General features: G+C 40.4%; 28 protein-coding genes. 14 read left to right on the top strand and 14 right to left on the bottom strand.

The window, feature by feature from the left end; genetic code table 11:
- The first annotated feature begins 102 nt into the window (after nt 1-102).
- Nucleotides 103-699: a DUF4352 domain-containing protein gene (locus tag HGJ98_RS01650; protein ID WP_291349249.1), complete on the top strand. Its 597-nt coding sequence runs from the start codon at nt 103-105 to the stop codon at nt 697-699.
- A 202-nt stretch (nt 700-901) separates the two neighbouring features.
- Complete coding sequence (locus HGJ98_RS01645; protein WP_291349248.1) at nt 902-1,558, top strand: MgtC/SapB family protein; 657 nt, start codon at nt 902-904, stop codon at nt 1,556-1,558.
- Between the two features lie 133 nt (nt 1,559-1,691).
- On the opposite strand, the gene HGJ98_RS01640 is transcribed toward HGJ98_RS01645, so the two are convergent.
- Nucleotides 1,692-2,267, bottom strand: coding sequence for a flavodoxin family protein (locus HGJ98_RS01640; protein WP_291349247.1), 576 nt, complete (start codon nt 2,265-2,267; stop codon nt 1,692-1,694).
- A gap of 160 nt (nt 2,268-2,427) precedes the next feature.
- Between HGJ98_RS01640 and HGJ98_RS01635 the strand changes: the two genes are divergently transcribed.
- Together HGJ98_RS01635 and HGJ98_RS01630 are read left to right on the top strand one after the other, a co-directional pair.
- Nucleotides 2,428-2,772 carry a helix-turn-helix domain-containing protein gene (locus HGJ98_RS01635; RefSeq protein WP_291349256.1) on the top strand — a complete coding sequence of 115 codons (345 nt, stop codon included), beginning with the start codon at nt 2,428-2,430 and terminating at the stop codon, nt 2,770-2,772.
- A 101-nt stretch (nt 2,773-2,873) separates the two neighbouring features.
- Nucleotides 2,874-3,203 carry a DUF2680 domain-containing protein gene (locus HGJ98_RS01630; RefSeq protein ID WP_291349246.1) on the top strand — a complete coding sequence of 110 codons (330 nt, stop codon included), beginning with the start codon at nt 2,874-2,876 and terminating at the stop codon, nt 3,201-3,203.
- A gap of 103 nt (nt 3,204-3,306) precedes the next feature.
- Here the strand turns inward: HGJ98_RS01630 and HGJ98_RS01625 are convergent, their stop codons facing one another.
- From HGJ98_RS01625 to HGJ98_RS01600, 6 genes are all read right to left on the bottom strand, one after another.
- Nucleotides 3,307-3,474, bottom strand: coding sequence for a hypothetical protein (locus HGJ98_RS01625; protein ID WP_291349245.1), 168 nt, complete (start codon nt 3,472-3,474; stop codon nt 3,307-3,309).
- 21 nt (nt 3,475-3,495) lie between these two features.
- Entirely contained in the window at nt 3,496-3,816 is a 321-nt protein-coding gene (locus tag HGJ98_RS01620; protein ID WP_291349244.1) for a hypothetical protein, read from the bottom strand.
- A 141-nt stretch (nt 3,817-3,957) separates the two neighbouring features.
- Nucleotides 3,958-4,116: a hypothetical protein gene (locus tag HGJ98_RS01615; protein WP_291349243.1), complete on the bottom strand. Its 159-nt coding sequence runs from the start codon at nt 4,114-4,116 to the stop codon at nt 3,958-3,960.
- A gap of 34 nt (nt 4,117-4,150) precedes the next feature.
- Nucleotides 4,151-4,639 carry a hypothetical protein gene (locus tag HGJ98_RS01610; protein WP_291349242.1) on the bottom strand — a complete coding sequence of 163 codons (489 nt, stop codon included), beginning with the start codon at nt 4,637-4,639 and terminating at the stop codon, nt 4,151-4,153.
- 97 nt (nt 4,640-4,736) lie between these two features.
- Nucleotides 4,737-5,558: a DUF2935 domain-containing protein gene (locus HGJ98_RS01605; protein WP_291349241.1), complete on the bottom strand. Its 822-nt coding sequence runs from the start codon at nt 5,556-5,558 to the stop codon at nt 4,737-4,739.
- Between the two features lie 177 nt (nt 5,559-5,735).
- Nucleotides 5,736-6,590: a hypothetical protein gene (locus HGJ98_RS01600; protein ID WP_291349240.1), complete on the bottom strand. Its 855-nt coding sequence runs from the start codon at nt 6,588-6,590 to the stop codon at nt 5,736-5,738.
- Between the two features lie 391 nt (nt 6,591-6,981).
- Here HGJ98_RS01600 and HGJ98_RS01595 point away from each other — a divergent pair, with 391 nt between their 5' ends.
- The gene (locus tag HGJ98_RS01595) at nt 6,982-7,368 is read left to right on the top strand and encodes a rhodanese-like domain-containing protein (protein WP_291349239.1); all 387 of its coding nucleotides are present in this window, start codon (nt 6,982-6,984) and stop codon (nt 7,366-7,368) included.
- A 334-nt stretch (nt 7,369-7,702) separates the two neighbouring features.
- The gene (locus tag HGJ98_RS01590) at nt 7,703-8,881 is read left to right on the top strand and encodes a thiolase family protein (RefSeq protein WP_291349238.1); all 1,179 of its coding nucleotides are present in this window, start codon (nt 7,703-7,705) and stop codon (nt 8,879-8,881) included.
- Nucleotides 8,882-8,901: 20 nt separating this feature from the next.
- Here the strand turns inward: HGJ98_RS01590 and HGJ98_RS01585 are convergent, their stop codons facing one another.
- Both HGJ98_RS01585 and HGJ98_RS01580 read right to left on the bottom strand, forming a co-directional pair.
- The gene (locus HGJ98_RS01585) at nt 8,902-10,212 is read right to left on the bottom strand and encodes a hexokinase (protein ID WP_291349237.1); all 1,311 of its coding nucleotides are present in this window, start codon (nt 10,210-10,212) and stop codon (nt 8,902-8,904) included.
- 221 nt (nt 10,213-10,433) lie between these two features.
- Entirely contained in the window at nt 10,434-10,745 is a 312-nt protein-coding gene (locus HGJ98_RS01580; RefSeq protein WP_291349236.1) for a PQ-loop domain-containing transporter, read from the bottom strand.
- Between the two features lie 428 nt (nt 10,746-11,173).
- Here HGJ98_RS01580 and queC point away from each other — a divergent pair, with 428 nt between their 5' ends.
- Together queC and HGJ98_RS01570 are read left to right on the top strand one after the other, a co-directional pair.
- A complete protein-coding gene (gene queC / locus HGJ98_RS01575) occupies nt 11,174-11,830 on the top strand; it encodes a 7-cyano-7-deazaguanine synthase QueC (protein ID WP_291349235.1) in 657 nt (218 codons plus the stop codon).
- A gap of 189 nt (nt 11,831-12,019) precedes the next feature.
- Entirely contained in the window at nt 12,020-12,598 is a 579-nt protein-coding gene (locus HGJ98_RS01570) for a hypothetical protein (protein ID WP_291349234.1), read from the top strand.
- A 155-nt stretch (nt 12,599-12,753) separates the two neighbouring features.
- On the opposite strand, the gene HGJ98_RS01565 is transcribed toward HGJ98_RS01570, so the two are convergent.
- Genes HGJ98_RS01565 through HGJ98_RS01555 form a run of 3 tightly spaced genes read right to left on the bottom strand, consistent with a single transcriptional unit; the run spans nt 12,754 to nt 15,463 of the window.
- Nucleotides 12,754-14,220, bottom strand: coding sequence for a cell wall metabolism sensor histidine kinase WalK (locus HGJ98_RS01565; protein WP_291349233.1), 1,467 nt, complete (start codon nt 14,218-14,220; stop codon nt 12,754-12,756).
- Complete coding sequence (locus HGJ98_RS01560) at nt 14,210-14,884, bottom strand: response regulator transcription factor (protein ID WP_291349232.1); 675 nt, start codon at nt 14,882-14,884, stop codon at nt 14,210-14,212. Before HGJ98_RS01560 ends, HGJ98_RS01565 begins: the two co-directional genes overlap by 11 nt.
- A 30-nt stretch (nt 14,885-14,914) precedes the next feature.
- The gene (locus HGJ98_RS01555) at nt 14,915-15,463 is read right to left on the bottom strand and encodes a ubiquitin (RefSeq protein WP_291349231.1); all 549 of its coding nucleotides are present in this window, start codon (nt 15,461-15,463) and stop codon (nt 14,915-14,917) included.
- Between the two features lie 214 nt (nt 15,464-15,677).
- On the opposite strand from HGJ98_RS01555, the gene HGJ98_RS01550 reads away from it, so the two are divergent.
- The 5 genes from HGJ98_RS01550 to HGJ98_RS01530 all read left to right on the top strand — a co-directional run bounded on the left by HGJ98_RS01550 (nt 15,678) and on the right by HGJ98_RS01530 (nt 19,674).
- Nucleotides 15,678-16,994, top strand: a complete 1,317-nt coding sequence (locus HGJ98_RS01550; RefSeq protein WP_291349230.1) for a homocysteine S-methyltransferase family protein — start codon at nt 15,678-15,680, stop codon at nt 16,992-16,994.
- 163 nt (nt 16,995-17,157) lie between these two features.
- Nucleotides 17,158-17,481: a helix-turn-helix transcriptional regulator gene (locus HGJ98_RS01545; protein WP_291349229.1), complete on the top strand. Its 324-nt coding sequence runs from the start codon at nt 17,158-17,160 to the stop codon at nt 17,479-17,481.
- A 32-nt stretch (nt 17,482-17,513) separates the two neighbouring features.
- A complete protein-coding gene (gene hgcA, locus HGJ98_RS01540; RefSeq protein WP_291349228.1) occupies nt 17,514-18,521 on the top strand; it encodes a mercury methylation corrinoid protein HgcA in 1,008 nt (335 codons plus the stop codon).
- 158 nt (nt 18,522-18,679) lie between these two features.
- Nucleotides 18,680-18,979: a mercury methylation ferredoxin HgcB gene (hgcB, locus tag HGJ98_RS01535; RefSeq protein WP_291349227.1), complete on the top strand. Its 300-nt coding sequence runs from the start codon at nt 18,680-18,682 to the stop codon at nt 18,977-18,979.
- Between the two features lie 395 nt (nt 18,980-19,374).
- Complete coding sequence (locus HGJ98_RS01530; protein WP_291349226.1) at nt 19,375-19,674, top strand: hypothetical protein; 300 nt, start codon at nt 19,375-19,377, stop codon at nt 19,672-19,674.
- A gap of 162 nt (nt 19,675-19,836) precedes the next feature.
- On the opposite strand, the gene bshB2 is transcribed toward HGJ98_RS01530, so the two are convergent.
- Nucleotides 19,837-20,508 carry a bacillithiol biosynthesis deacetylase BshB2 gene (bshB2, locus tag HGJ98_RS01525; RefSeq protein WP_291349225.1) on the bottom strand — a complete coding sequence of 224 codons (672 nt, stop codon included), beginning with the start codon at nt 20,506-20,508 and terminating at the stop codon, nt 19,837-19,839.
- Nucleotides 20,509-20,583: 75 nt separating this feature from the next.
- Entirely contained in the window at nt 20,584-21,042 is a 459-nt protein-coding gene (locus HGJ98_RS01520) for a YojF family protein (RefSeq protein WP_291349224.1), read from the bottom strand.
- Nucleotides 21,043-21,152: 110 nt separating this feature from the next.
- On the opposite strand from HGJ98_RS01520, the gene HGJ98_RS01515 reads away from it, so the two are divergent.
- Nucleotides 21,153-22,406 (top strand): DNA polymerase IV, encoded by a 1,254-nt coding sequence (locus HGJ98_RS01515; RefSeq protein ID WP_291349223.1) that lies wholly within the window; start codon nt 21,153-21,155, stop codon nt 22,404-22,406.
- The last annotated feature ends 5 nt before the right edge of the window (nt 22,407-22,411 follow it).

Here is a 22,411-nt window from a genome sequence, read left to right as displayed (position 1 = left end):
TTGTGCTAACATTCACTTAAAGGATATTGTCATCAGTCTCCTGTTGACAAAACAAAAGAAATAACTAAGGAAATAACTAAGGAGATAGAGGAGGACGAAAACATGTGGAAATTAGTAGCGACACGTAAGGTGGGAAGGCAACGTAGATATTGCTCTCAGATTCAATATTGTTTACTTGTCCTCCTAGTACCAATGGTGATCTTCTTGCTAGGGGCTGGTGCTTTAACAACTCAAGCCCATACTAATTCACCACAATTTCTGGCCCAGCATACATCAAGCATACCTCAGCAGAAGAGTTATGTGATGGGAGAGGAGTTCAAGCTCGGAACCCTCCAATACAAGATTAACAGCATAAGGACTTCGGATGGCAATGGTCATTTATTTAAATCACCAAGATCAGGCAATACGTTTCTGCTCGTAGATCTGACGATAGAAAACCAAGGAAATGTCGATATTGAGGTTAGAAGTAAGATAGGGTTTAAGCTTAAAGATCTGGAAGGGAAAAAGCAAAAAGTTAGTCTGGGAGCAAATCTAGCCGTTAAAGAAGCTATAAATGGGACAATTAAGGCTGGAGGTAAGATGACTGGGGAATTAGGCTATGAAGTGTCAAAGAGTGCACGGAGCTTTGAGTTAACGGTTATACCGGATCCCTTAAGTTCTAAAACAAACATTGCGACCGTAAGCATTTCCATGCCATGACCAATATGAATTTTGAGAAATGTCTTTAAAGAAACTCCTCCTAATTTCCATAACAGTAGGGAGGAGTTTTTTCTTTTCAAGGTGTATTACTTGGCTCTATTTAGCTATACGTCTCGTCAGAGTTCGCTTGTACTACGAATTTGAACAAAAAATGGGGGAATACTAAGGAGGTGAAGTGCGAAAGGGAAAGATGTGACTAGTATTGCATATAACGGACTACGAGATTGCTTTAAGACTATTAATAGCATGCGTTTTTGGAGGAATCGTAGGCTTTCAACGAGAACGGCATGATAGTCCAGCGGGATTACGGACTTATATTCTTGTATCCCTAGGGGCCTCATTAATCATGATGATATCGATGTATGGATTTACCGATTTTCCCAATGGAGATCCTTCTCGACTTGCATCTCAAGTAGTCTCAGGAATTGGTTTCTTAGGAGCAGGAACCATTTTAAGGGATGGAGTATCTGTCAAAGGATTAACAACTGCAGCTTCGCTATGGGTTGTTGCAGCAATTGGATTAGCTGTGGGAGCAGGATTGTATTATTCATCCTTTCTGGTTACAGTTTTAGTTTTTATAACCTTAGAACGTTCAATTGAGATCTACTTTTTTAGTTCCCGGCTTATCTTAAAAATTACTCTCATAAACAAATGTGCCATTGAGAGTATTAATTGTACTTTAAAATCACATAGAATAATGGTTCGTAATATTACTATCAAATTGTTAGAAGAAGATAAGAATAAAATGACCTTGGAGTATAATTTAAGAACACCTTTTTATGAAATATATACCGAAAAAATTATTAAAGAAATTAGAGAGCTTGATGGGATTCATTCAGTTGAAAAAGTCAACAATTAGCAAGAAGTACATGGAATTTACATGTACTTCTTGCTATTAACTAAAGAGATTAATTTGCAGTGGTTATTCAGATAAATAGCCTATCGTTTTGAGTGTGTTATTCTGACAGGGGGTTAACGATACCTAGAGTTTATTACCGGACCTGTTTCAAAAGTTTGGCCATGTTGTTACCAAGGGTTTGGAAGGTCTGGATCCCTTCTGCATCGTTTTGGACATCACCAGGATCACGGGATAAGGTCAGATTCCAATAATTTGAACTGCAAATAATCATTTCGGCTATGCCAAAGAAGAAGTTGATGGCGGAGTAAGTAAAGGTTGAACCAGCCCTACGGGCGGCAACAACCGATGCTCCTACTTTTCCCTTTAGGAATGAGCCGCCATTGGATTTTGCTACATAACCGCAACGGTCGATAAGGGCCTTAACTTCAGTACTCACATTACTGAAGTAGGTGGGTGAACCGATAATGATACCATCAGCCTCTTCCATCTTCTGAATAAACGAATTCATCTCATCGTCCTTACGCGCACACCGATTATCTTTTGTTTCCCGACATTTGCCACATGCTAAGCAACCAAAGACTTTACGCCCGCCTAATTGGATGATTTCGGTCTCGATTCCTTCCTTTGAGAGCTCAGCCAAGACAATTTTGAGGCCTTGGGCGGTATTGCCATTGACCCGCGGACTTCCATTGAATGCAACAACTTTCATTTACAGAACACTCCTCGTATACGTTTTAAACAAGATATTGTCAGGTATAATATTAAACAATATAATAAATATAGGCAAGTACGTACTTTTTCGTTCTATAGTACCTATTTGTATACTGGGGATGAAAGTGGTTAGAGAACCCCGAAGGAGTTGAACTGAAATTATTAAGTTTAAAAATAACGAGTATCAATGTTCGATGGAATTAACCTTGGCCCTTATCGGTGGAAAATGGAAAGCACTTATTCTCTGGCATTTAGGAAATAACACCTTGAGATACAGTGAACTTAGGAAACAACTTCCCAATATCACACCGAAAATGTTGACACAACAGCTTAGAGAGCTTGAAGATAGTGATTTGGTCAAGAGATTCATCTATACACAAATCCCTCCCAAAGTTGAGTATTCTCTGACTCAAGCTGGTAAGAGTCTCATGCCTATTTTAGATACCCTATGTAAATGGGGGCAGAACTACGCTGCCGAATATGAACAACTCGAGCAAAACTAAGTCTAATAGTGAATTACAAAAGGGTTAATGTGTAATAAGAAACCTTTGATTGGGTATTCTAAGAATGTTTCCGGCAAAAAATGAATGAGGAGGACTGGCATATGAGAAGATTGGCTGCAAGCATTTTGGCTTTGGCGATGTTGGTTGTAGGTGCCGTGCCTGCCTTCGGGGCTGTTGATCAAGACAAATTGAAGGAGATTAAAGCTCTCCATCAGCAAATGTATACTATCAAAGCTCAAATTATTGATAAGGAAGTAGAGGCCGGAATTCTTGATCAAACAAAAGCTGAAAAAATCAAGAACGCCATGCAAGAACGTCAGCAAAGGATTGAACAAGACATGGATAAAGGCGAATTTCGTGGTTTTGGGCATAAAAAAGGCTGCGGTCATAAACCCTCTAAAGATTCCACCTCTGCTCCAAAAACAGAGTAAACTCATTCAAAACTAGCTATGTCGGATAACATGGTAAGGAGCGAATCCCTAAAGAAATTAGGAATTCGCTCCTTTTAATGTGTTTTTAGATAATGTCTGATTGTTACCAGAGATACTTTTGTTTTGGATTATCTAGAATTTCCTCAAGCCCAATAATAAGGTAATAAATAACAGCGAAGACGCTGAATAGAACAGGTAAACCTAAATAAGAAATAGGAATCTCTCCATATCGAGAACCATGAATCCAGAGAGACAATAAATCATAGGACATCCTTTTATCCCACCGCCTCTCCTAGAAGCACTCTTCAATTATTTTGTCTTCGAATGGGCGATCAGGGTACTTTTTGAAACCCAAGACCTGCCAGAGAAGAACGTCAAAAATCAAAGAGATAATTATAACTGCAATTGTTGGAATTGGAAATAATAAGCCATGAAATTTTTGGTTGCGAAGATTCCTTTGTTGCTTCTCTTGAAATTCCACATTTTTAGGCTCGGGCTTTGATTCACAGGACGTGGATGGCATCATATATTCCCAATACCCCCCCTCACGGATAGACTTTTGGATATGAACTTGGGCACTTCCTAAATTGATTAAGGTCAATTTTTCTAACAAAAAAGGATAACACAATTGAAAGAGTCAGCCAAATGACCCAGTATAGGATTCTTAACCACCAGAGGGGTTGAAGGTTAATAGGTAGAAATTTAAGATTTGTATTCTTTGTGTTTGGTATCAAAGTTTCAACCCCCTTTATAATCAAGGTATACTCCAAGCCTCATAAGGCACTGGAAAATGAACGGGATCAGTTTGTTTAAAATTTTCCCAACCGGTAAGAAGGTAAACGGTGATTGAAAGGGCAACAATACCGCCTAGGACAGGCCAAAAGAGCCAGTATAGGATAATCTTTTGCCACATTCTTAATGGCTCCTTCCCCTACAGACTTAATGCATTATTCCTCGCAGGTTTTAGTGAGACAGGAACCGCCTTGCTCCTGAAGGAGTTTATTAGTCTTTTCTAGTTCTTGTAGAATCGCTTGACGACCATCTGATCTTGCTTTTTCAATAGAATAGATTAGAAAGCCTCCCCAACCCAGAGTTAAAGCCGTCATGGTAAATGCGGGAGGGATTTTAAACTGAGCAAACCGAATTTGCGAATTAAAATCACCATTTGGTTCTAAGGCTTGCTGCACATAAACCCCGATTGTTTGAGTATCTGTAAACTGAATTCCTAATCTTGTTTTGGGATACCAAATTGGAAACCATACTTGTATAGCATCAGGAAGGCCCTGGACTGGATCGATTTGATTCCTAATCTTAGTGTAGGTTTTCTGGGCAAGCATTGAGGATAGAGAACGAAGAGTACTGTGATGTTCCTCAAATGATTCCGGATAAATTTGATTTAGGAGGTTTGATAACTGATTATATAAGGAAACTTTCATAGTACCCCCCCTAATTTACAGTCTTTATCCATAATATTCCTATTTGTGATAAAGTTGCTTATCCCAAAAATATAGTAGTTACCCAACGAAATAACTGTTATAGTTTTTGGATTATTCGGGGTTGTACGGGGTTAATGTCCGGGGCTTTAACCTCTGAAGTCTGGGATAGTTTATAAAGGTAGTAAGTTTCTTCTCGAATCATGTGATCAAGATTTAACACTGAGATCGTACCTAGAACGTGGTGGGTTATAAGCATAGACTGGAGCTCCTTTTGAAAGCCCAAAAACGAATGAACCTGATTTCCCACTCCCAGATTGAAGCGATTGAGTGCAGGGAACGAAGGGGGCTTTGATCGCAAAAATCCCACTAGCTCAAGGGCTTTTAGATAAGCGTTCTTAATGTTTGTAATATGATCCTGAACACGTTTTTGTAGGCCTGCTTCTACCGGGTCTAGGGCTGCCGTAAGCTGTTGTGCATGATTAACAATGTCCGGTAGCCAGAATAAGTGATGATTTAAAGCAGAATAGTTTAGAATCTTCCTTATCTGTAAATGCTCTGATAGAATCCGTTCATATTCTTCGGCTTCACTAATCATGTGATTTAATGTACTAGGACTTAAACTTGAGTTCAAGGCCTCTTCGATATGTCTATGAAGTAAGCCGAGCTTAAACTTCCTAACTTTTTTGATGGAAGTCAATGCGTATTGACTTAAACTATAAAGTTCATTTGGAGTTGAATCCAGTCTTGAGCGCTGAAGCAACTCTTCGAGTGTTCGAATAAGGGAAAAGGCCTTGCGTAGTTCGGTTTTTTCAAAAAACGCAAGGGAATTGAGAATTAAATAAAGATGGTCCCCCATAACTTGGAGCCAAAACTTATGTTCAAATTGAATATCCAGAACTTGGTCATCATTAATGGCCATGGATTTGACCTACCCCTCATTAGCCTAATAAATCGACTTATCTATCTATGTATAATTGTATTAAATCCATATCTTACACTAATTTATTCAAGCAAAGCGGCATGGTGAGCGTCGGAAAAAAATACAATAGTTAAAGACACAAGCTTTGGATTATGTCCATTTGCTTGTGTCCTTAGTTTAAGATCCGGAGATTACCTCTTTTTCTTCAGAGATGATTCGCTGAGAAGCTCTATTACCTTCATGTATAATTGTATTAGTTTTCTCTTTAGTAATTACTCCATTTTTGAACTCGGTTACAATCAAAAATTCTGTATTGGAAGACATTTCTTGTTTGTTTTGTTCCCAGGTACCACTAAACTCAGAGTTCAAGCCGCTTTTTAGTGTAAGAGGGATCGTCCTAGTTAGTTTACCTTCATTTTCTATCTGAATACTTACTTTGACAGGAGTCATTGCCTCAATGGGTGCGGGAGCAAAACCGACGTACACTTGAGCACTTAAAGTTGAAGAGTTCTTAACTGGTGAGATACTAATATCTAGTTTCTTTTCCGGGAAACCATAAATTTTCTGGGGAATTGTTAAAACAGTACTTCCCTTTGAAATATCCCCCTCTGCCGAAATCTGATACTCATAGTGCTTTTCAGGGGAGAGAGTAACGACCACTGCGTAATTTAAACCCCCAAGGGAATCTAGGACTTCCTTAGTCCATTCGGTGGTATCCTTTTCTCGGTAGAAGATGGTGGGCTTCTGATTTGCTTTTAACTCAAGAAACGTAAATTCTCCTCGAACTACCATACGATCTTCACGAGATTCTTTACTAACTAGGCTAAAGTTTGTTGATTGAATCCACTCTTTCTCCACAGCTATTTGATTCATTTGATTACTTGTATGAGTCAGCTGGTTGTTCAGTTGATTCAATAGAGATATCGAGTAATCAATTTGTTTTCGTTGTTCTTCCACTTTGTTTAAGGTTGTGAAGTTAAACCAAAGTGATAAACAGAGGATGGCGATTATGAAAACCTCTCTTTTCTTCAACTTACTACCTCCTATAAATGTCCTTTATATAACATAATTCAATTTACCTAATCAATTTCCTTTATGAGTGGAAAAGATTTATGTGCTGTGTTTTTTGCCAAAATTGCGAGCTACTATCACGTAAGTTAAGCTCAAGAGAATTTAATGAAGCATTAACATTTGCCGAAACTCTAGGGTTGAGATTAGCTAGGTAAACGCAACGTGTCAGGGGGAGGGTCCTTTTTGTCACACTAATAACTAATGGTTTTATATAAATATTTTAGAGATTGACAAAGTTACAATAACACCTTACAATGCCAATATACCGTGGGAGGGTATATTGGTATTCTTTATGTCTTTAATTTTAAACGATTGGCTTTATAGGAGTTTTATTGAATAAAAAGGAGTGCGCATGAAACAGACGATTATAATCGCAATTGTATTAGCTGGAGTATTCATATTCTGGTCTTATATGAACTCAAATGTACCCAAAATTGATCCGCCTGAGGCCAAAAAGAGAATGGATACAGAGAAGGGAATCATTGTTCTAGATGTTAGAACCCAGGAGGAATATACAGAGAATCACATCCCTAAAAGTACTCTAATACCTTTAAATGCCCTCCAAAGGGAAGCTGGCTTAAAATTGCCAGACAAACAAGCAACCATATTTATCTATTGTCGGAGCGGAAATAGGAGTAGAGCGGCAGTCAAAATGTTATTGAAGCAAGGTTATACTAATGTCTTTAATTTGGGAGGCATTATACGCTGGCCCTATAAGACAGTCTCAGGAAATAAGTGAAGATTCTCCACTATAACCATATTAGTAAACGAACTCAGCTTATTTAAAGTTGAGTTCGTTTACTAATATGAAAATCTTTCGCTCAGTTGTAAAAGTTCACCTTATCTCTAATCTTAAAAGCACAAGCTCAGATTATTCGAAACAATTAGAAATTAGTGGAAGGAAAAATTAAAACCTCGTCGAAAAGAAATGTAAACCATATGACGTTGACATAGAAAGGAGCCAAATGTGTTACTGGACTAAATTTTATTGGAATCAGATGAGGTCTTAAACCAGAAGTTCCATAAACAAGTTTGATAAATAAATGTACTCAGGTCAAAGAGAGGAGTAAGCTATGGAAGACGTAGTAATTGTAGGTGCAGCAAGAACACCTATTGGGGATTTTTTAGGGTCATTAAAAGATGTATCTGCTGTCGAACTTGGTACGATCGCTGTAAAAGGTGCTTTGGGGAAGGCCGGAGTCGAGGCAAGTCTGGTTGAGGATGTCGTCGGTGGAATGGTCTATAAAGCTGGAGTGAAAGGAAACCCTGCTCGTCAAATTCAACTAGCGGTTGGTATCCCGTTTGAAGTCGCTGCGACGACAGTTGACCAACAATGCGGTTCAGCCATGAGAGCTTTAGAGATTGCGACACAACAAATGCTCTTAGGTAAAACGAGTATCAGTGTTGTTGTAGGAATTGAAAGTATGTCAAGGGCTCCTCATTTATTGCTTAATTCTAGACAAGGTATCAAGTTGGGGCCTGACACACTACAAGACCATCTAACATATGATGCTTTGGTAGATGCCTTCATGGGTTATCATATGGGGGTAACTGCAGAAAACCTTGCAGAAAAATACTGCATCACTCGAGAGGAACAAGATAGTCTTGCTCACCTTAGTCATACACGTGCTATTGAAGCGATCCAAAATGGTCGCTTCAAAGATGAGATCGTGCCTGTTGAAATAAAGACTCGAAAAGGAACTACTTTTGTTGAAGTGGATGAGCACCCTAGAGGTGATATATCTATGGAGGGTTTGGCGAAACTAAGGACTGCATTTAAGAAAGACGGAACGGTGACAGCAGGGAATGCATCAGGTTTGAATGACGGAGCAGCGGCCTTAGTCTTAATGACAGCCTCCAAAGCAAAGGAGCTTGGAGTTAAACCTATCGCCAAAGTTCTTTCTACCGCTTCCTATGGCGTAGCCCCTGAAATCATGGGAATTGGACCAGCCTATGCTATTCCTAAAGCTCTAAACTATGTAAACCTTCAACTTGGTGATATCGATTATTTTGAAATTAATGAAGCCTTTGCGGCACAATTTTTAGCGGTCAATAAAGAACTGAACCTGGATATGAATAAGGTTAATGCCAATGGATCTGGAATTGCTCTCGGTCATCCGGTTGGATGTACTGGTGTCCGTATCATCGTGTCCTTGCTCAGCGAATTAAAACGACGTGGCGGAAAGTATGGTGTTGCCTCTTTATGTGTTGGTGGAGGCCCAGCTATGGCGACTGTAATCCAAATGCTATAGACATCGTCCTGATGGAACTTTTACATCAATTTTTCTAAAGCTGCGGCTATGGCTGCCCCGGTAAGTGACCCTCCGGCTGACAATTTAACTGTGACCAGACTCGATTTACTAGCTAACCCTTCACTTAAGGCAGCGGTTAATTCCTGGGCGTAGCCTGGCATTCCCTCGTACAAGGATCCGTCAATAGCCACAGTATGAGGTTTGATGAGGTGGGGGTCTTGGTGAAGGATTACTCCGATCAAGCTAGCTGCTACCAGTCGAGCAGAACGTTTAAAGAGGAGAAGGGTCACCCTTCGGAAAATATCGAGCTCAGCTCTGGGTATATTGAATAAATGTCGCGAGTGATTATCCTCTGCAGTGAGAATTAAAGACAAGTCCTTACTGCTGATGGAGTAGGGTTGATTCCAGTGACGAAGGAAATCAAAATCAAGGAATCCTCTCTCAGAAAAATCCAGGATAATCTGACGGAAAAGCTCTCCAAGGTATTTGCCGGAGAGCTTTTTTTCAAACAATTGTTCTCCGGGAGTATCGCTTTGCTGATCTAATCTTTGATCATAAAGAGTCTCCGGAACAGCGGAAAAGTTTCCAGACTCGGTGTTTATGATCAGGGAGCCATCAACGCCCGGTGCTTTTTGTTCTAAGTAACATGTGTTATGCCCAGTGCCGATAATTGAGGCGATGTCTACGCTGGAGTCTTGATAAGCAGCTGTTAGAAAGGTGGCTACTGTATCGTTAATAATTGCAGTAGGTCTGACGACACTGCCAAGTCCCTGTCGGGCCAGAGCAGCACAAAGCAATTCTCCGACGTCTTTCCCGACCACCCCGGCGGTCTTGATTTCCTTATTCCAGTTAAGGAGAAGCCCTTCTCCTATCCTTCGTTGGTGGTAGGGGAAGGAGAAGGTGAAGCCCAGGGGAAATGGTATACTAGAAGATATTATGGGACTAAGAGGAGAATGGTCAAGGACTTTTTGAATGATCTCTGCCAGAAAATCAAAGAGCTCTTCGGCGTTTACGCTTGGGGCGCGGAGGTCGCGACCTGTTATGGGGTCTGACAAAGGTCGGGATACTCTATGTAATTCCATAAAGGTCCCATCGCCCTTAAGTTCAACGACAGCAGCCCGAGCATTCGAACCGCCAAAATCAAGGGCTAGAAAGGTTCCTATTTCATTGCTGTTCGGAGCTTGCAGATAGGATGGAAACATTTTCAGCGAGCTCCCACTTCTGCGTAAGCCTTGCTCCATATGCTCCCGAAAATGAGTGGCAATTATCGAGATCTGGGCCTTAGAGATGGATAAATTGAACTCTAATTGCTTTAGGAATTGTTCCAGCAAAAAACACCTTCCTTTCAGTAAGCGAATCAACAACTCAAAATCCCACTTGGGTTCGCTTAGTCTTCATGCCTTAATAATATCATTTTAGTTTCTCGTGTCTACTATATACAAACCATGAAACCTGAGGACGGCTAAGCCATAAAACCAAAAACCCTCCGTTTGGCCGCAATGCACGGCTACAGGAGGGTTTATCATTATCATCTTCTATTGAAAGAGTTTACTTACTTAGCTGATACAGTAGAGTGTGAGATTTCCGACTTATAGCGGTAGGGAGAATGAGTGGCAATTCGACGGTTGCGAACATAAATCAGGAGATCGGTTAATACCATTATGAAATTTAGTAAATATAAATATAAAACAGCATCAAACTGATTAAAAACTTTATGCAAGATCCCAGCCACATAACCAATCAGAATTACAATCAGAAACAATATGCTTTTACCTTCCGTTGATCGGGAAGTGTAAGATTTATAAATGGACAAGGGCCAAGCGGCGCCAAAACAAATTAACATAATGACCTCAAAAATACTCATATAAACCACCTTATTTAAGTTATATTCTAACTCGCCATAATTCTTTAGGCATATTATACACCTTTTAAGTCTTAATTGTTTAGTTTAGCCAAAGTTCCACAATTCTAAAAAGATTGAAGATAACCAAATTTCTCAAGAATAGAGTCCAATGGAAGCCCAACGTTTAAGGAAATCATAATCATTAAATTCAAATTAATAGTATTCGAGAAGATACGCTTCCAAAGCAGGGTTTATTAAAGGAATGTGGAATTAGACAGATTTACAGTCTATAAATGTATCTAAAATTAGCGTAGAATTAGTGAATGACATGGGTCATGCTTTAATACATTAAACTACTTCAAACAAGCTAGACTATAGAATGTTCAGTGATTTAGTTCATTGGGGCATACCAGTAAAGGTATTTAATATGTAGGTGGGAGGAACGGATTTTGAATAAGTCAGCAATAGTGGTATTCAGTGGTGGACAGGATAGTACGACATGCCTATTTTGGGCTATGAAGAACTTTGAACGAGTAGAAGCGATAACCTTTAATTATAATCAAAGGCATAAGACAGAGATTGATTGCGCCATCAAGATTGCTAGGGAGTTTGATATACCACATTTGGTTTTAGATATGAGTCTGCTAAACCAGTTAGCTCCTAATGCCCTAACCAGAACTGACATTGAAATTAAAGCAGGAGAAAGCGGACAACCTCCCAACACATTTGTTGATGGTCGCAACTTACTATTCTTGTCGTTTGCAGCGGTTGTGGCGAAACAAAAAGGTATAAATCATATTGTTACCGGGGTTTGTCAGACTGATTTTAGCGGCTACCCAGATTGTCGTGATGTCTTCGTAAAGTCACTGAATGTGACCTTGGACTTAGCAATGGATTATACCTTCGTTATTGACACTCCCTTAATGTGGATCGATAAAGCTGAAACTTGGGAATTAGCAGATCAATTAGGCAGATTAGAGTATATTCAAGAAAATACCCTAACCTGTTATAACGGTATAATGGGTATGGGTTGTGGGGAGTGTCCAGCCTGCAAGCTTCGAAGTGCCGGGTTGAAAACGTATTTAGATAAAAAAGAGGCCTTATAAAAGAGACAAACCTATAGAGATAATTCTGTATCGAGTCACAATTAACAAACAGGTTCTTTCTTTTTGTAATAAAGAAAGAACCTGTTTGTGTTACCGGCAGAACAATCAAAATGGTTATTTGTAAGTATATTATCTAAGTAAAAAAGCAAAATATAATTAAGAATAATCTATATCAAGAGGAGGTTTAAGATGAAAAAAATTAAAGACAGATACTTTTTAACCGTAGTCGCAGGTTTATTAGGATTGGTTGGGGTTACAGTATTTGACACATTATCTTATAGAATGGGATATTCGGAGCGTACTTATCGGGAGACCGCCGCAGGATTGTTTGTGCCTAGCAAGCGAAAAGCAAAAACTAAGAGTGCTCATATATTAGGATTAAGCATGAATGGAGTAGCCAGTATTATTGGGGCGGGACTTATCTCTACCTTATTTGTAAAGACTGGAAGAGATTTTTACGCTTTAAAAGGAATGGTTTCTGGAATCACTCATGGAGCTTTTTTGATGTTAATTCAAAGTTTTTTGCCTTGGAATAAAATGAAGCCGAAAGGTCCTGTTAGCAATTTGTCCTATGTCTTGACGAACGCATTCTATGGACTTATCTGCGGAACGGCCATCGCAAAACTGGGTGATGATTCTTTGTTCGATGTTGAACCAGTTAATGACCAACTAAAGCCGACCATAGAAACCTCTGAAGAAGTTGATCGTAGATTTTCTGGGTACACGGATATTGACACAACAACCACAATAGGATCCACCTACCATTAAAAATCACCTTAACCTTTGAAGAAAGAATAGCCGGTTTATATAATAAATAGGGCAGTGAAACCAAATATTATTGGTCTCACTGCCTTTGTTGATAAATATTAACGATATTTGTCTTGTATTTTACTACATAAACTAGATTCCTGCTATAAAACAGGTTATGATTCCGTTGAAATAGGGAGTAAAATGGAAATTCGGGTACCGATATCCTGTCTGCTCAAAACCTCTATGTGCCCGCCATGTCTTTCTGTAATCCACTTGGCTATCGATAAACCCAATCCAGTTCCACCTGTGGCCCTGGCACGAGATTCGTCGGCGCGGAAGAAACGGTCAAAGATTTTTGGAACTGCCTCTGAAGGAATACCGATTCCTTCATCTTGAACGGTCAGTCGAGCAAACCCATGATGACTGGAAACAGAAACGGTAATCCGTCTACCTGGGGGCGTGTATTTAATAGCATTGTCAACTAGAATTCGTGTAGCCTGTTTGATCAGACTTTTATCCGCATTAATGTAGACGGGTGAAACGTTTGAAGTGTATTCATGCCCGCCATCAATCATTTGCGTCTCCCGCAGCACTTCTGATGCAAGCACGGACAGTTCAAAATGCTCTATTTGCAAGGCCATGGTGTTATTATCCCCTCGTGCTAAAAATAAAAGCTGCTCCACCAAACCCTTCATATTCTCAGTTTCATCTTTAATGGCATCAATGGATTCTTGCAAGGCCTTTTCATCCTTCTTCCCCCATCGATCCAACAGATTTGCATACCCTTGAATAACTGAAATCGGGGTCCTTAGCTCATGGGACGCATCCGATACAAAACGTACCTGGGAACGGTAGGAATCATTGATTCTGTCTAGCATTCCGTTAATGGCAGAGGCGAGGGTTTTGAGTTCATTTTGGGTACCATCGACTGGGATTCTGGTATCCAACCTTGTGGCATTAATATCGTCTAATTTACCTGCCAGGACGTTCAACTGTTCTGGTGTAAAGACCCCGCCGTCTGTATTCAGGTTTTGGGCAGTTTCAGCCAATTCTTCAATCGGTCGCAGAGCGTTTCGAATCGTTCTTGCGCCAGAGAAACTACTGCCTAAAAGCATTAACAGCTCAAGCATGAATAATAAAGCAAACACCCATGCAAGTATTTGGAGAGTCTCCTGAAGACGAATGGAGATAAGATAAGAACGTCCATTGTTATCGGTTGTCACGTTATAAGTAACACCATCTAATTGGTCCCAAAACGTCATGCTGTTTAAATTCGGAAGGTCAATGCTCCTTATACCGGAGATGGTCTGTCCCGAAACATGGCTCTGTGGGTCTATGGGTAATTGAAATCCTTTTGGCTCACCTGTATGTAGTGAAACGCTGTATCCAGTTAACTTAAGCCAATTTTGCGCCTCTAAAGTGGGAAGTCCCGTTTTATCCAGCATTTCAGCCGTTGACATTACAGTCTGTTCGGCGCGTAGAATCACGCCTGCTGCAGATACCAGGCACAAAAAAACATCAAGGGTCAGAAAAATCCCCAGCAAGCGAAAAAATAGTTTAAGGTTGAGCTTCCACACAAGGGAGAACCTCAGCTTATGGCCGATTCGGTTTGTGGGACGATTTAACGGCTCATGTTTCATCCTTAATCACATACCCCACTCCTCTGACGGTATGAATCAGTTTTATATCGAACACCTCGTCGATCTTGCCGCGCAAAAAACGCACGTAGACATCGACAGCATTGGTCTCACCTGCAAAATCAAAGCCCCATACATTTTCGAGCAGTGCTTCTCGAGAGAGGACTAATCCTTTATTTTTTAACAGGAAGTGGAGCAGGTCAAATTCGCGTTTGGTCAGTTCGATGGGGGTACCCTTGACGGAAACCGTATGTCGGCTAGTATCCAGCATGAGACCCGAGGCAGACAGAACAACATCTTCAGGCATGGTTTTTCTCAGAGCAGTGCGGATCCGAGCCAGAAGCTCCTCGATGGCAAAGGGTTTAGTGATATAATCACTCGCTCCACTGTCCAGTCCGAAAACCTTATCTACTACGCTGTCCCTGGCCGTTAGCATAATGATAGGAACTGAAGAGGTTCGCCGTATTCTGCGCAGCACTTCCATGCCGCTTAATTGAGGCAGCATAACATCCAGCAAAATAAGGTCGAACTCGCCGGTTTCAGCGAGTTCAAGCCCTGTTCTGCCATCAAAGGCCTTTGTTGTAGTATACCCTTCATAGCCGAGCTCCAGCTCAACGAATCGGGCAATCTTTTCCTCATCCTCAATAATTAGAATTTTAGAACTCATTGAAAGCCCCGCCATTTCAAATAGTTTTTCTTATTTATCCATGGACTTCTTAAGGTTTACGGCAGCATCTGCAGCGCTATTTATTGCGTCATTGACAGTGTTGTTGCTAAAATCAGGTCCGTTAAAACGATAGCGAAAACCAAAGAATAGTCCGATGATAATTAGTGGAATAGTAATCCAAGGAGCGAAGATCAAGAGTAAAGCGAAGCCTGTCACAGGAGCGGACGCTTTGCTTTCCTCACCCTTCAGCACTTCAAAGGAATTAGCATTGCCTTTGCGGATCAGCTTCATGCAAAAATGTCCGAGTTTTTTCACCATTGAAGAAAAGCCGGCACCGTGGTGGTGGCAGTGTGCTTTCTTGTCCCAGCATCCTTCTTTGTAAGACTCTGAGTATGTGTCCGAAGTTTTTTGACTGCTGTAATAGCCGCCTCCACTCGGTTCGTTTACCTTTCCCTGTTTCTCCAAATAGATGATGGCTTCGAGTAAATCCCCATTAGCTGCTTCTAGAGCAGTCTTTGCCTCGTCATAGGTTACATTGGCCATTGCCCGTAATTTTTCCACTTGTTCTAAGGTTGTCATAAAATGTGTCCTCCTTGTTTTTTTGTATTGTCACAACTGACTATGTATAAATCTTAACCCAAAAAACTTCAAGGAGAATTTGATAAAAATTAAAATAAGATTAAAAAAATTCTATCTCATATCTCCTTATATTTCAACTGCACTATTAATTTGTTTCTTTTTCAACCTTTGAGTATACTTAACAGGTCTACAATTTTAGAGGAGGTAACAATAAATGAAACGTATCCTAAACTCAATCCAAGAAAGGGTTTTATTATATGATGGTTCCAAGGGGGTCATGCTTCAAAGGCAAGGATTAACAGGAGATGAAGCTTCAGAATCCTGGAATTTATCGAAGCCTGATGAAGTTAAAAACTTATATAGTTTGTATAAACAAGCAGGTTCTGACGTGATTCAAACCAATACCTTTCCAGGAAATAGAGTTACTCTAGAAAAGCATAGTTTAGGGGAGAAAACCTATCAGGTAAACTTTGAAGGTGTAAAATTAGCCAAAGAGATTGCAGGGGATAACACCTACGTTGCCGCTTCCGTTGGTCCGACTGGTATGGTTTTAGAACCTGCGGGAGATTTGAGTTTTGATAAGGCCTATACTATATATAAAGAACAATTACGGGCTATAGAAGATGCAGGCGCCGACATCGTTAATTTTGAAACATTTGGGGACCTCAATGAATTAAGAGCAGGGATTATAGCAGCTAAAGAAACAACCTCACTTCCTATTATTGCCTCAGTAACCTTTTTTAATGATAATAGTAGAACCATGTCGGGAAATTCAGCAGAAGTTTGTGCAATCGTGTGTGAATCATTAGGAGTGGACATCATGGGGGCTAATTGTTCAGGAGGTCCAGAGAGTTTAATAGATCCAATTAAAAAAATGCATTCAGTTGTCTCAATCCCACTTTCGGTAAAAGCCAATGCTGGGATGCCTCAGTTAGTCAACGGAGAGGCAGTCTACAAACAAAAACCAGAAGAATTTAGTTCCTATACCAGAGAATTTGTCGAGCATGGGGTAAGGTTAATTGGGGGATGTTGTGGAACAACTCCAGAATTTATCAGTGCGGTAAAGAAAGAACTCGAGGAGATCAAAGCACCGGTATTAGATTTGAATATGAGTCGAAGTCCAATAATAGCAAGTCCCTTTAATTATCTTGTACTCTCTAAAGACAAGGATTATTCGGTTAAAGAGCTTTCGCTTAAAGATGATGAAGCTGTGGATCTATTAATTAAGGGCGAATTTCATAAATTGATAAAAGATTATAAATCTCAAACCATGGATTATGTTCTCATAGATTTTGGAGATATCAAAGAGACTTTTGATATCTGGGGATTTGTTGGTCAAATTAGCTTCTCCATAAAAAAACCGCTGATTATTAAATCTGAGTCAACAGAACTTATTAGTAAATTCTTAAGATATTATCCTGGAAGAGTGGGAGTGGTTATATCAGATCCTACGAAACAACAATTAATTTCACAATTCCAACACTACGGCGCTTTGATACTCAATGATCAATTGGAACCAGTCATCAATTAATCATTTGGGTGAACAAATCATATCACCATCAACCTTTACGACTATATAGACATATATCTATATAGTCGTTATAATAAGCATATAGATAAATGTCTATATGCTTAAGTGCAATAAAAATAGATATACATATTTATCTATAGGGTTAAAAACTATGGGGGATTTTATGAAGTATAATTACGCAGACTATGTTTCTTTATTTAAGGCTATAGCGGACCAGACACGCCTGAATATAGTTGAGTTACTTTCCAGTGGCGAAATGTGTGCCTGTCAGCTCTTAGACAATTTCGAAATCACTCAACCGACCTTGTCATATCATATGAAGATTCTGTGTGATAGTGGAATTGTCAACGGGAGACGCGAGGGGGCGTGGATGTATTACAGTATCAATGGTGCCGTAATGGAAACCATCTTAGAGTTTTTGGTTAAAATTAAGTCCAATAAAGACAAATGCATAGGTAAGCCTAGTGACCCTTGTAATTGTAAATAAACTAAGTATTAGTGTGGAGAGGTGTCCGAGCTATGCAAATTTCCAGTAGAGAACTGAAAATCATTCCAACATCCTCCGAGTTGACCTTTAGGGACATTTGGGGGACATGGAAAGCCCGTTGGGGAATTGGCAGAATGGCCTTTATCGTAGAACCCGGTCTTTATAGAATAGGAACCCCAGACAACAATTCCCCTGTTCTAGTTTCAGCCAATTATAAAATGAGTTTTGATAGTTTAAGAAAGGAATTGAATGGGGTCAATGCCTGGATTTTAGTACTGGATACTAAAGGAATCAACGTATGGTGTGCTGCCGGAAAGGGAACCTTTGGGACCCAAGAGTTGGTAAATCGTATGTCTATAGTACAACTTGAGAAGGTTGTCTCTCATAGAACGGTTATTGTACCACAACTGGGTGCGCCGGGTATTAGTGCGCACTTGGTAACTAAGGCTTCTGGTTTCAAAGTGGTTTTTGGACCAGTAAGGGCCAAGGATCTTAAGGAATTTATCAAGTTAGGGCTGAAAGCTACTACAGAAATGCGCACGGTCAAGTTTAATACGTATGATCGTTTGGTATTGACACCAGTAGAACTTGTTGGTACGTTCAAAATTTCCTTAATGATTTTCGGCGTACTCTTTTTGTTAAATCTTCTGGGGATTGGGCCTTTTGGGTTGGTTGATCTTTACGCCTATTTAGGAGCGGTCGTGGTAGGCTGTGTTTTAACCCCGGTTTTATTGCCGTGGATACCAGTCAGAGCTTTCGCGTGGAAAGGCTGGATATTGGGATTTATTTGGGCAGTGGCCGTTAATGTTCTTAATGGGTGGAATTGGACGGCGGTCCCTGAGTATAGTATTTTAAGAGCCTTGGGGTATTTGTTCATTCTTCCGCCAATATCAGCCTTTTTGGCAATGAATTTTACTGGGTCTTCAACCTTCACTTCCTTTTCAGGTGTCTTAAAAGAGATGAGAAGAGCTGTTCCGGCGATTATTATCTCGATAACCTTAGGGATCGTTCTAATCTTGGTTAATAGTTTTATCCGATGACTACCAGCCGTAAGACTCCCATCTTCTAGGGAGATAACGGCTGCTACGTCCCTGGATAAGTTCTTCTAAGCTTCAGCTGGAGTAAGTATTCCTCTTAGGCAAATTCCATCTGAAGCTAAGAATCACTTGATCTACTAATCTCTAAGGAGCTGTTTTATATGAAGCATCGATACTTAAAGAATGTTGCCACGTTAAACCTTGTACCGAGCAAATGTTCGGGTTGTGGTAAATGCCTTGAGGTTTGTCCACACAATGTCTTTCTCCTAGAAGGGAGAAAATCGGTCATAGTAGATAAAGACCGCTGTATGGAATGCGGAGCTTGCGCTAAAAACTGTCCTTCTAACGCTATAGAAGTTAAGCCGGGTGTAGGTTGTGCTTTTGCTATTATTATGGGTTGGCTAACTGGGACGGAGCCGAACTGCGATTGCTCGCCTGGCAGCGGAAGCAACTGTTGCTAATCGCTAAACTATAAAGTTACGACTATAAAAGGTGTCGGTTAACAACCGATACTTTTTTTATATAGAACGTATGGGGGTATATTAAAAAAATATGATTGTAAGAACAGTTTGGTATTGATATCCGAATAGAATATAGTATAATAAGAACACAGGTTCGTACTAAACAAATATATGTACTGTGAGGCGGATAAAATGAACGACGTATGCGCAGATTGCAACCGAAAGACTCATTGCATAGAGCCCTGTGAACAGTGGCTGATTCGGAACAATAAATGCCCAGTATGCCGCAACAAACTTATACATGTTGGCGGATGCACCGAGTGTATAACCGGAGATTGGGCTAAGTGTGGTTAAGTCGGAATGTTCCTGGGTGCAATATGCGGTGGAGGTGGATTATGCCAAAAATAACTGCTATTAGTTATGTTTTCTCGTTACTATTCTACGCAATGGGATATCTGAAAACCTTGGTCATTAAGAATTCAGTTGCAGGACAGGTAAATACTTATGACTTCACGATGAATGTCTCTTTAGCAACAAGTTATTTTGTGTTCGCAATCGTCTTGGCTGTCATTGGATCACTATTCTTATACCTTAAGAAGTCTAGAGATCGAGGAATTCTTAAAAAGAACGCTAAATTAAGAGTCCAGCTAAGAAATTCTCAATACGGGTTTGATTTGTCTAGGAAGATTTCCTAGGACGTATATATAAAGCCCTTGAAGATTGACTAAAGTTTTATTTAATTCCCTAGATAAAAAACGCTGAAAGCAGACCAGAGCTGCTTTCAGCGTTTTTTAAGACCTCTTAATCTATAAGTTGGAGTGTGTCCTTCGTAAATTCAGGTGGAGTGGTTGGAAAGATTACGAAAAATGATACGTCCAGAAGGATTCGCGCTCAAGCATATGACTGAATGAATTCTTTGAGGATGGTTTTTTGGTTTGTCCATTAGCAATACGAGGAAAAAATACTTGGGACTGTGATCTGTGTGCTCGGATGGCGGCCAGCTTCATTTCGGACACAGCTGAAATGTCATTAATAATATCGGGTGGGCCCAGCCTATTCTGGCAGTCGCGAGCAAAAGCATGGACATATACCATTGGACGTTCCTGAACGGGAAGACGTGAAATGGCCCGGATAGTTACCTCCCCTAGTGCATTGTGATCAGGATGTACTGCATATCCGGGATAGTGAGTGAGGACAAGAGATGGCCGAACCTCTCGCAGGATCTGCTCTATTCTAGCGGTCAATAGTTCCGGGTCCTCAAACTCAATCGTTTTATCCCGTAAACCAAGCTTAATCAAACGTTGAATGCCAAGCGCCTGGCAAGCTTCCTCCAACTCTGCTTCCCGAATATTCGGCAAGGATTCTCGAGTGGCAAAGAACGGTTTTCCCATGTTACGCCCCATTTGTCCCAAAGTAGCACAGACATAAGTTACAGGAACGCCTGTTTGGGTGAATTGTGCTATGGTTCCACCACAGCCAAATGTTTCATCGTCGGGATGGGGAAAAATAACGAGAACGTGTTGTTCCAAAAAAATACCTCCTAAGTACATAATTTCACTGACAGTATGAAAACCCGCGAGATAGCGGGTTTTTATACGCCAAGGTTACAGATCGAAGGGGGTAAAACTAAGTTCAAGGGCTACAGCCAAGCGACCTTCTTGATCATGGCCGGCGAGTAATAGTCGACCTGCTTGGTCTATTTCAAAATCCGTCAGTCCTTCAGCGTAAACCCAACCGATTTCCATTTTAAGTCCAACACGGTAAGGGCCCTCACCGGTAATAACCCCACGCCCAAAGCAGATACGACCATTGCGAATATAGGCACCTACAGTCATAGTGCTCTCTTGCTTATGGACTGCATAGGCTCCATTGGTTGTCTCTAAGTGAAGGTACACGTCGCGGTTAAGAAAATGGTCTAGGGCAGATTGTACAGCAGACTTAGCAATAGGGTTCATGAGCTTATACCACCTCAAAAGCAATAATTCTTTTTCATTATATACTATTTGTCGTTCATTTTCATTGGCTCCACTTATCTCCATCTTTAGAAAAGGGTCACACTTCATGTATAACAAATAACAGGTTGTTTATTGATATTCCCAAAGTATCCGGTTATAATAGAACATACGTTCCCATATGGACACTATGTACGGATAATAATTGGGAGTGAAGAACTATGGCTAAACGATATATTTTTCATATTGACGCAAATTCAGCCTATCTGTCTTGGGAAGCTGTATATCGCCTACAACATGGTGATCCACTGGATTTACGGACAGTTCCATCCGTCGTTGGCGGGGATCCAACCACTCGGCATGGCATTGTGCTCACTAAATCAATTCCCGCTAAGAAGTTTAAGATTCAAACAGGTGAAACCCTCTACTCAGCCTGCCAAAAATGCCCTGGTCTTATCATTGTTCCTCCTCATTATAGCCTTTATCGTCAGTGCAGTGACGCCATGGTTGAGATTTTTAGAGAATATAGCCCATCCGTCCAGCGGTTTTCCGTTGACGAATGTTTTCTGGACTTTTCAGGTATGGAGTTGTTGTCAGATGACCCTATCAAAACTGCCCATGAGATAAAAGACCGAGTTAAAAATGAGCTTGGCTTTACTGTAAATATAGGGATCTCTACGAATAAACTATTGGCCAAAATGGCTGGAGAACTCAAAAAACCTGACCTGGTACACACGATTTTTCCTGAAGAAGTGCCTGCAAAAATGTGGCCCCTGCCTATTGAGGAACTTTTCATGGTCGGACGGGCAACATCTAAAAAGCTTAGATCTAGGAATATCAACACGATTGGGGAACTCGCAAATTATGATTTAAAAATAATTAAGCTATTTTTAAAATCCCAGGGGGTATTAGTCTGGAACTACGCTAACGGCGTTGATTATTCTCCAGTCCGAACAGTTGGTACCATTGAAGTTAAAGGAATGGGAAATTCTACAACCATTCCCTTTGACGTAGAGGACCGTATAAATGCTCACCTTGTCTTACTTTCCCTTGTTGAATCCGTAAGTAATCGATTGCGACAGGCCAAGGTGCTAGCTCGTCTGGTATCAGTTTCATTCCGAACCAATGAATTTTATGGTTGTTCTCACCAACGAAAACTCTATAATGCCACTGATTGTACGGATGAAATTTGGCAAATAGCCTGTGAATTATTCGATGAACTGTGGAAGGGTCATCCCCTGAGGCATATGGGACTAAGAGTATCTGAACTTTGCCAAAACGATTTTTATCAGACATCCCTCTTTGGTAAAAACTACGAAAAGCGACGTAAGATTGACAGTGCCGTTGACACTATTCGAGAAAAATACGGGTCTTCAGCCATTTTTAGATCAGCATTTCTAAATAGCGGGCTTCACTCTATGACTGGCGGTGTCGTAGAGAATGAAGATTATCCTATGATGACGAACCTTTTGTGATACCC

The organism is Desulfosporosinus sp., from assembly GCF_014237355.1.
Lineage (GTDB): Bacteria > Bacillota > Desulfitobacteriia > Desulfitobacteriales > Desulfitobacteriaceae > Desulfosporosinus.
The sequence above is the reverse complement of the archived record's forward strand: the minus strand, read 5'-3'. Positions and strand labels throughout refer to the sequence as shown.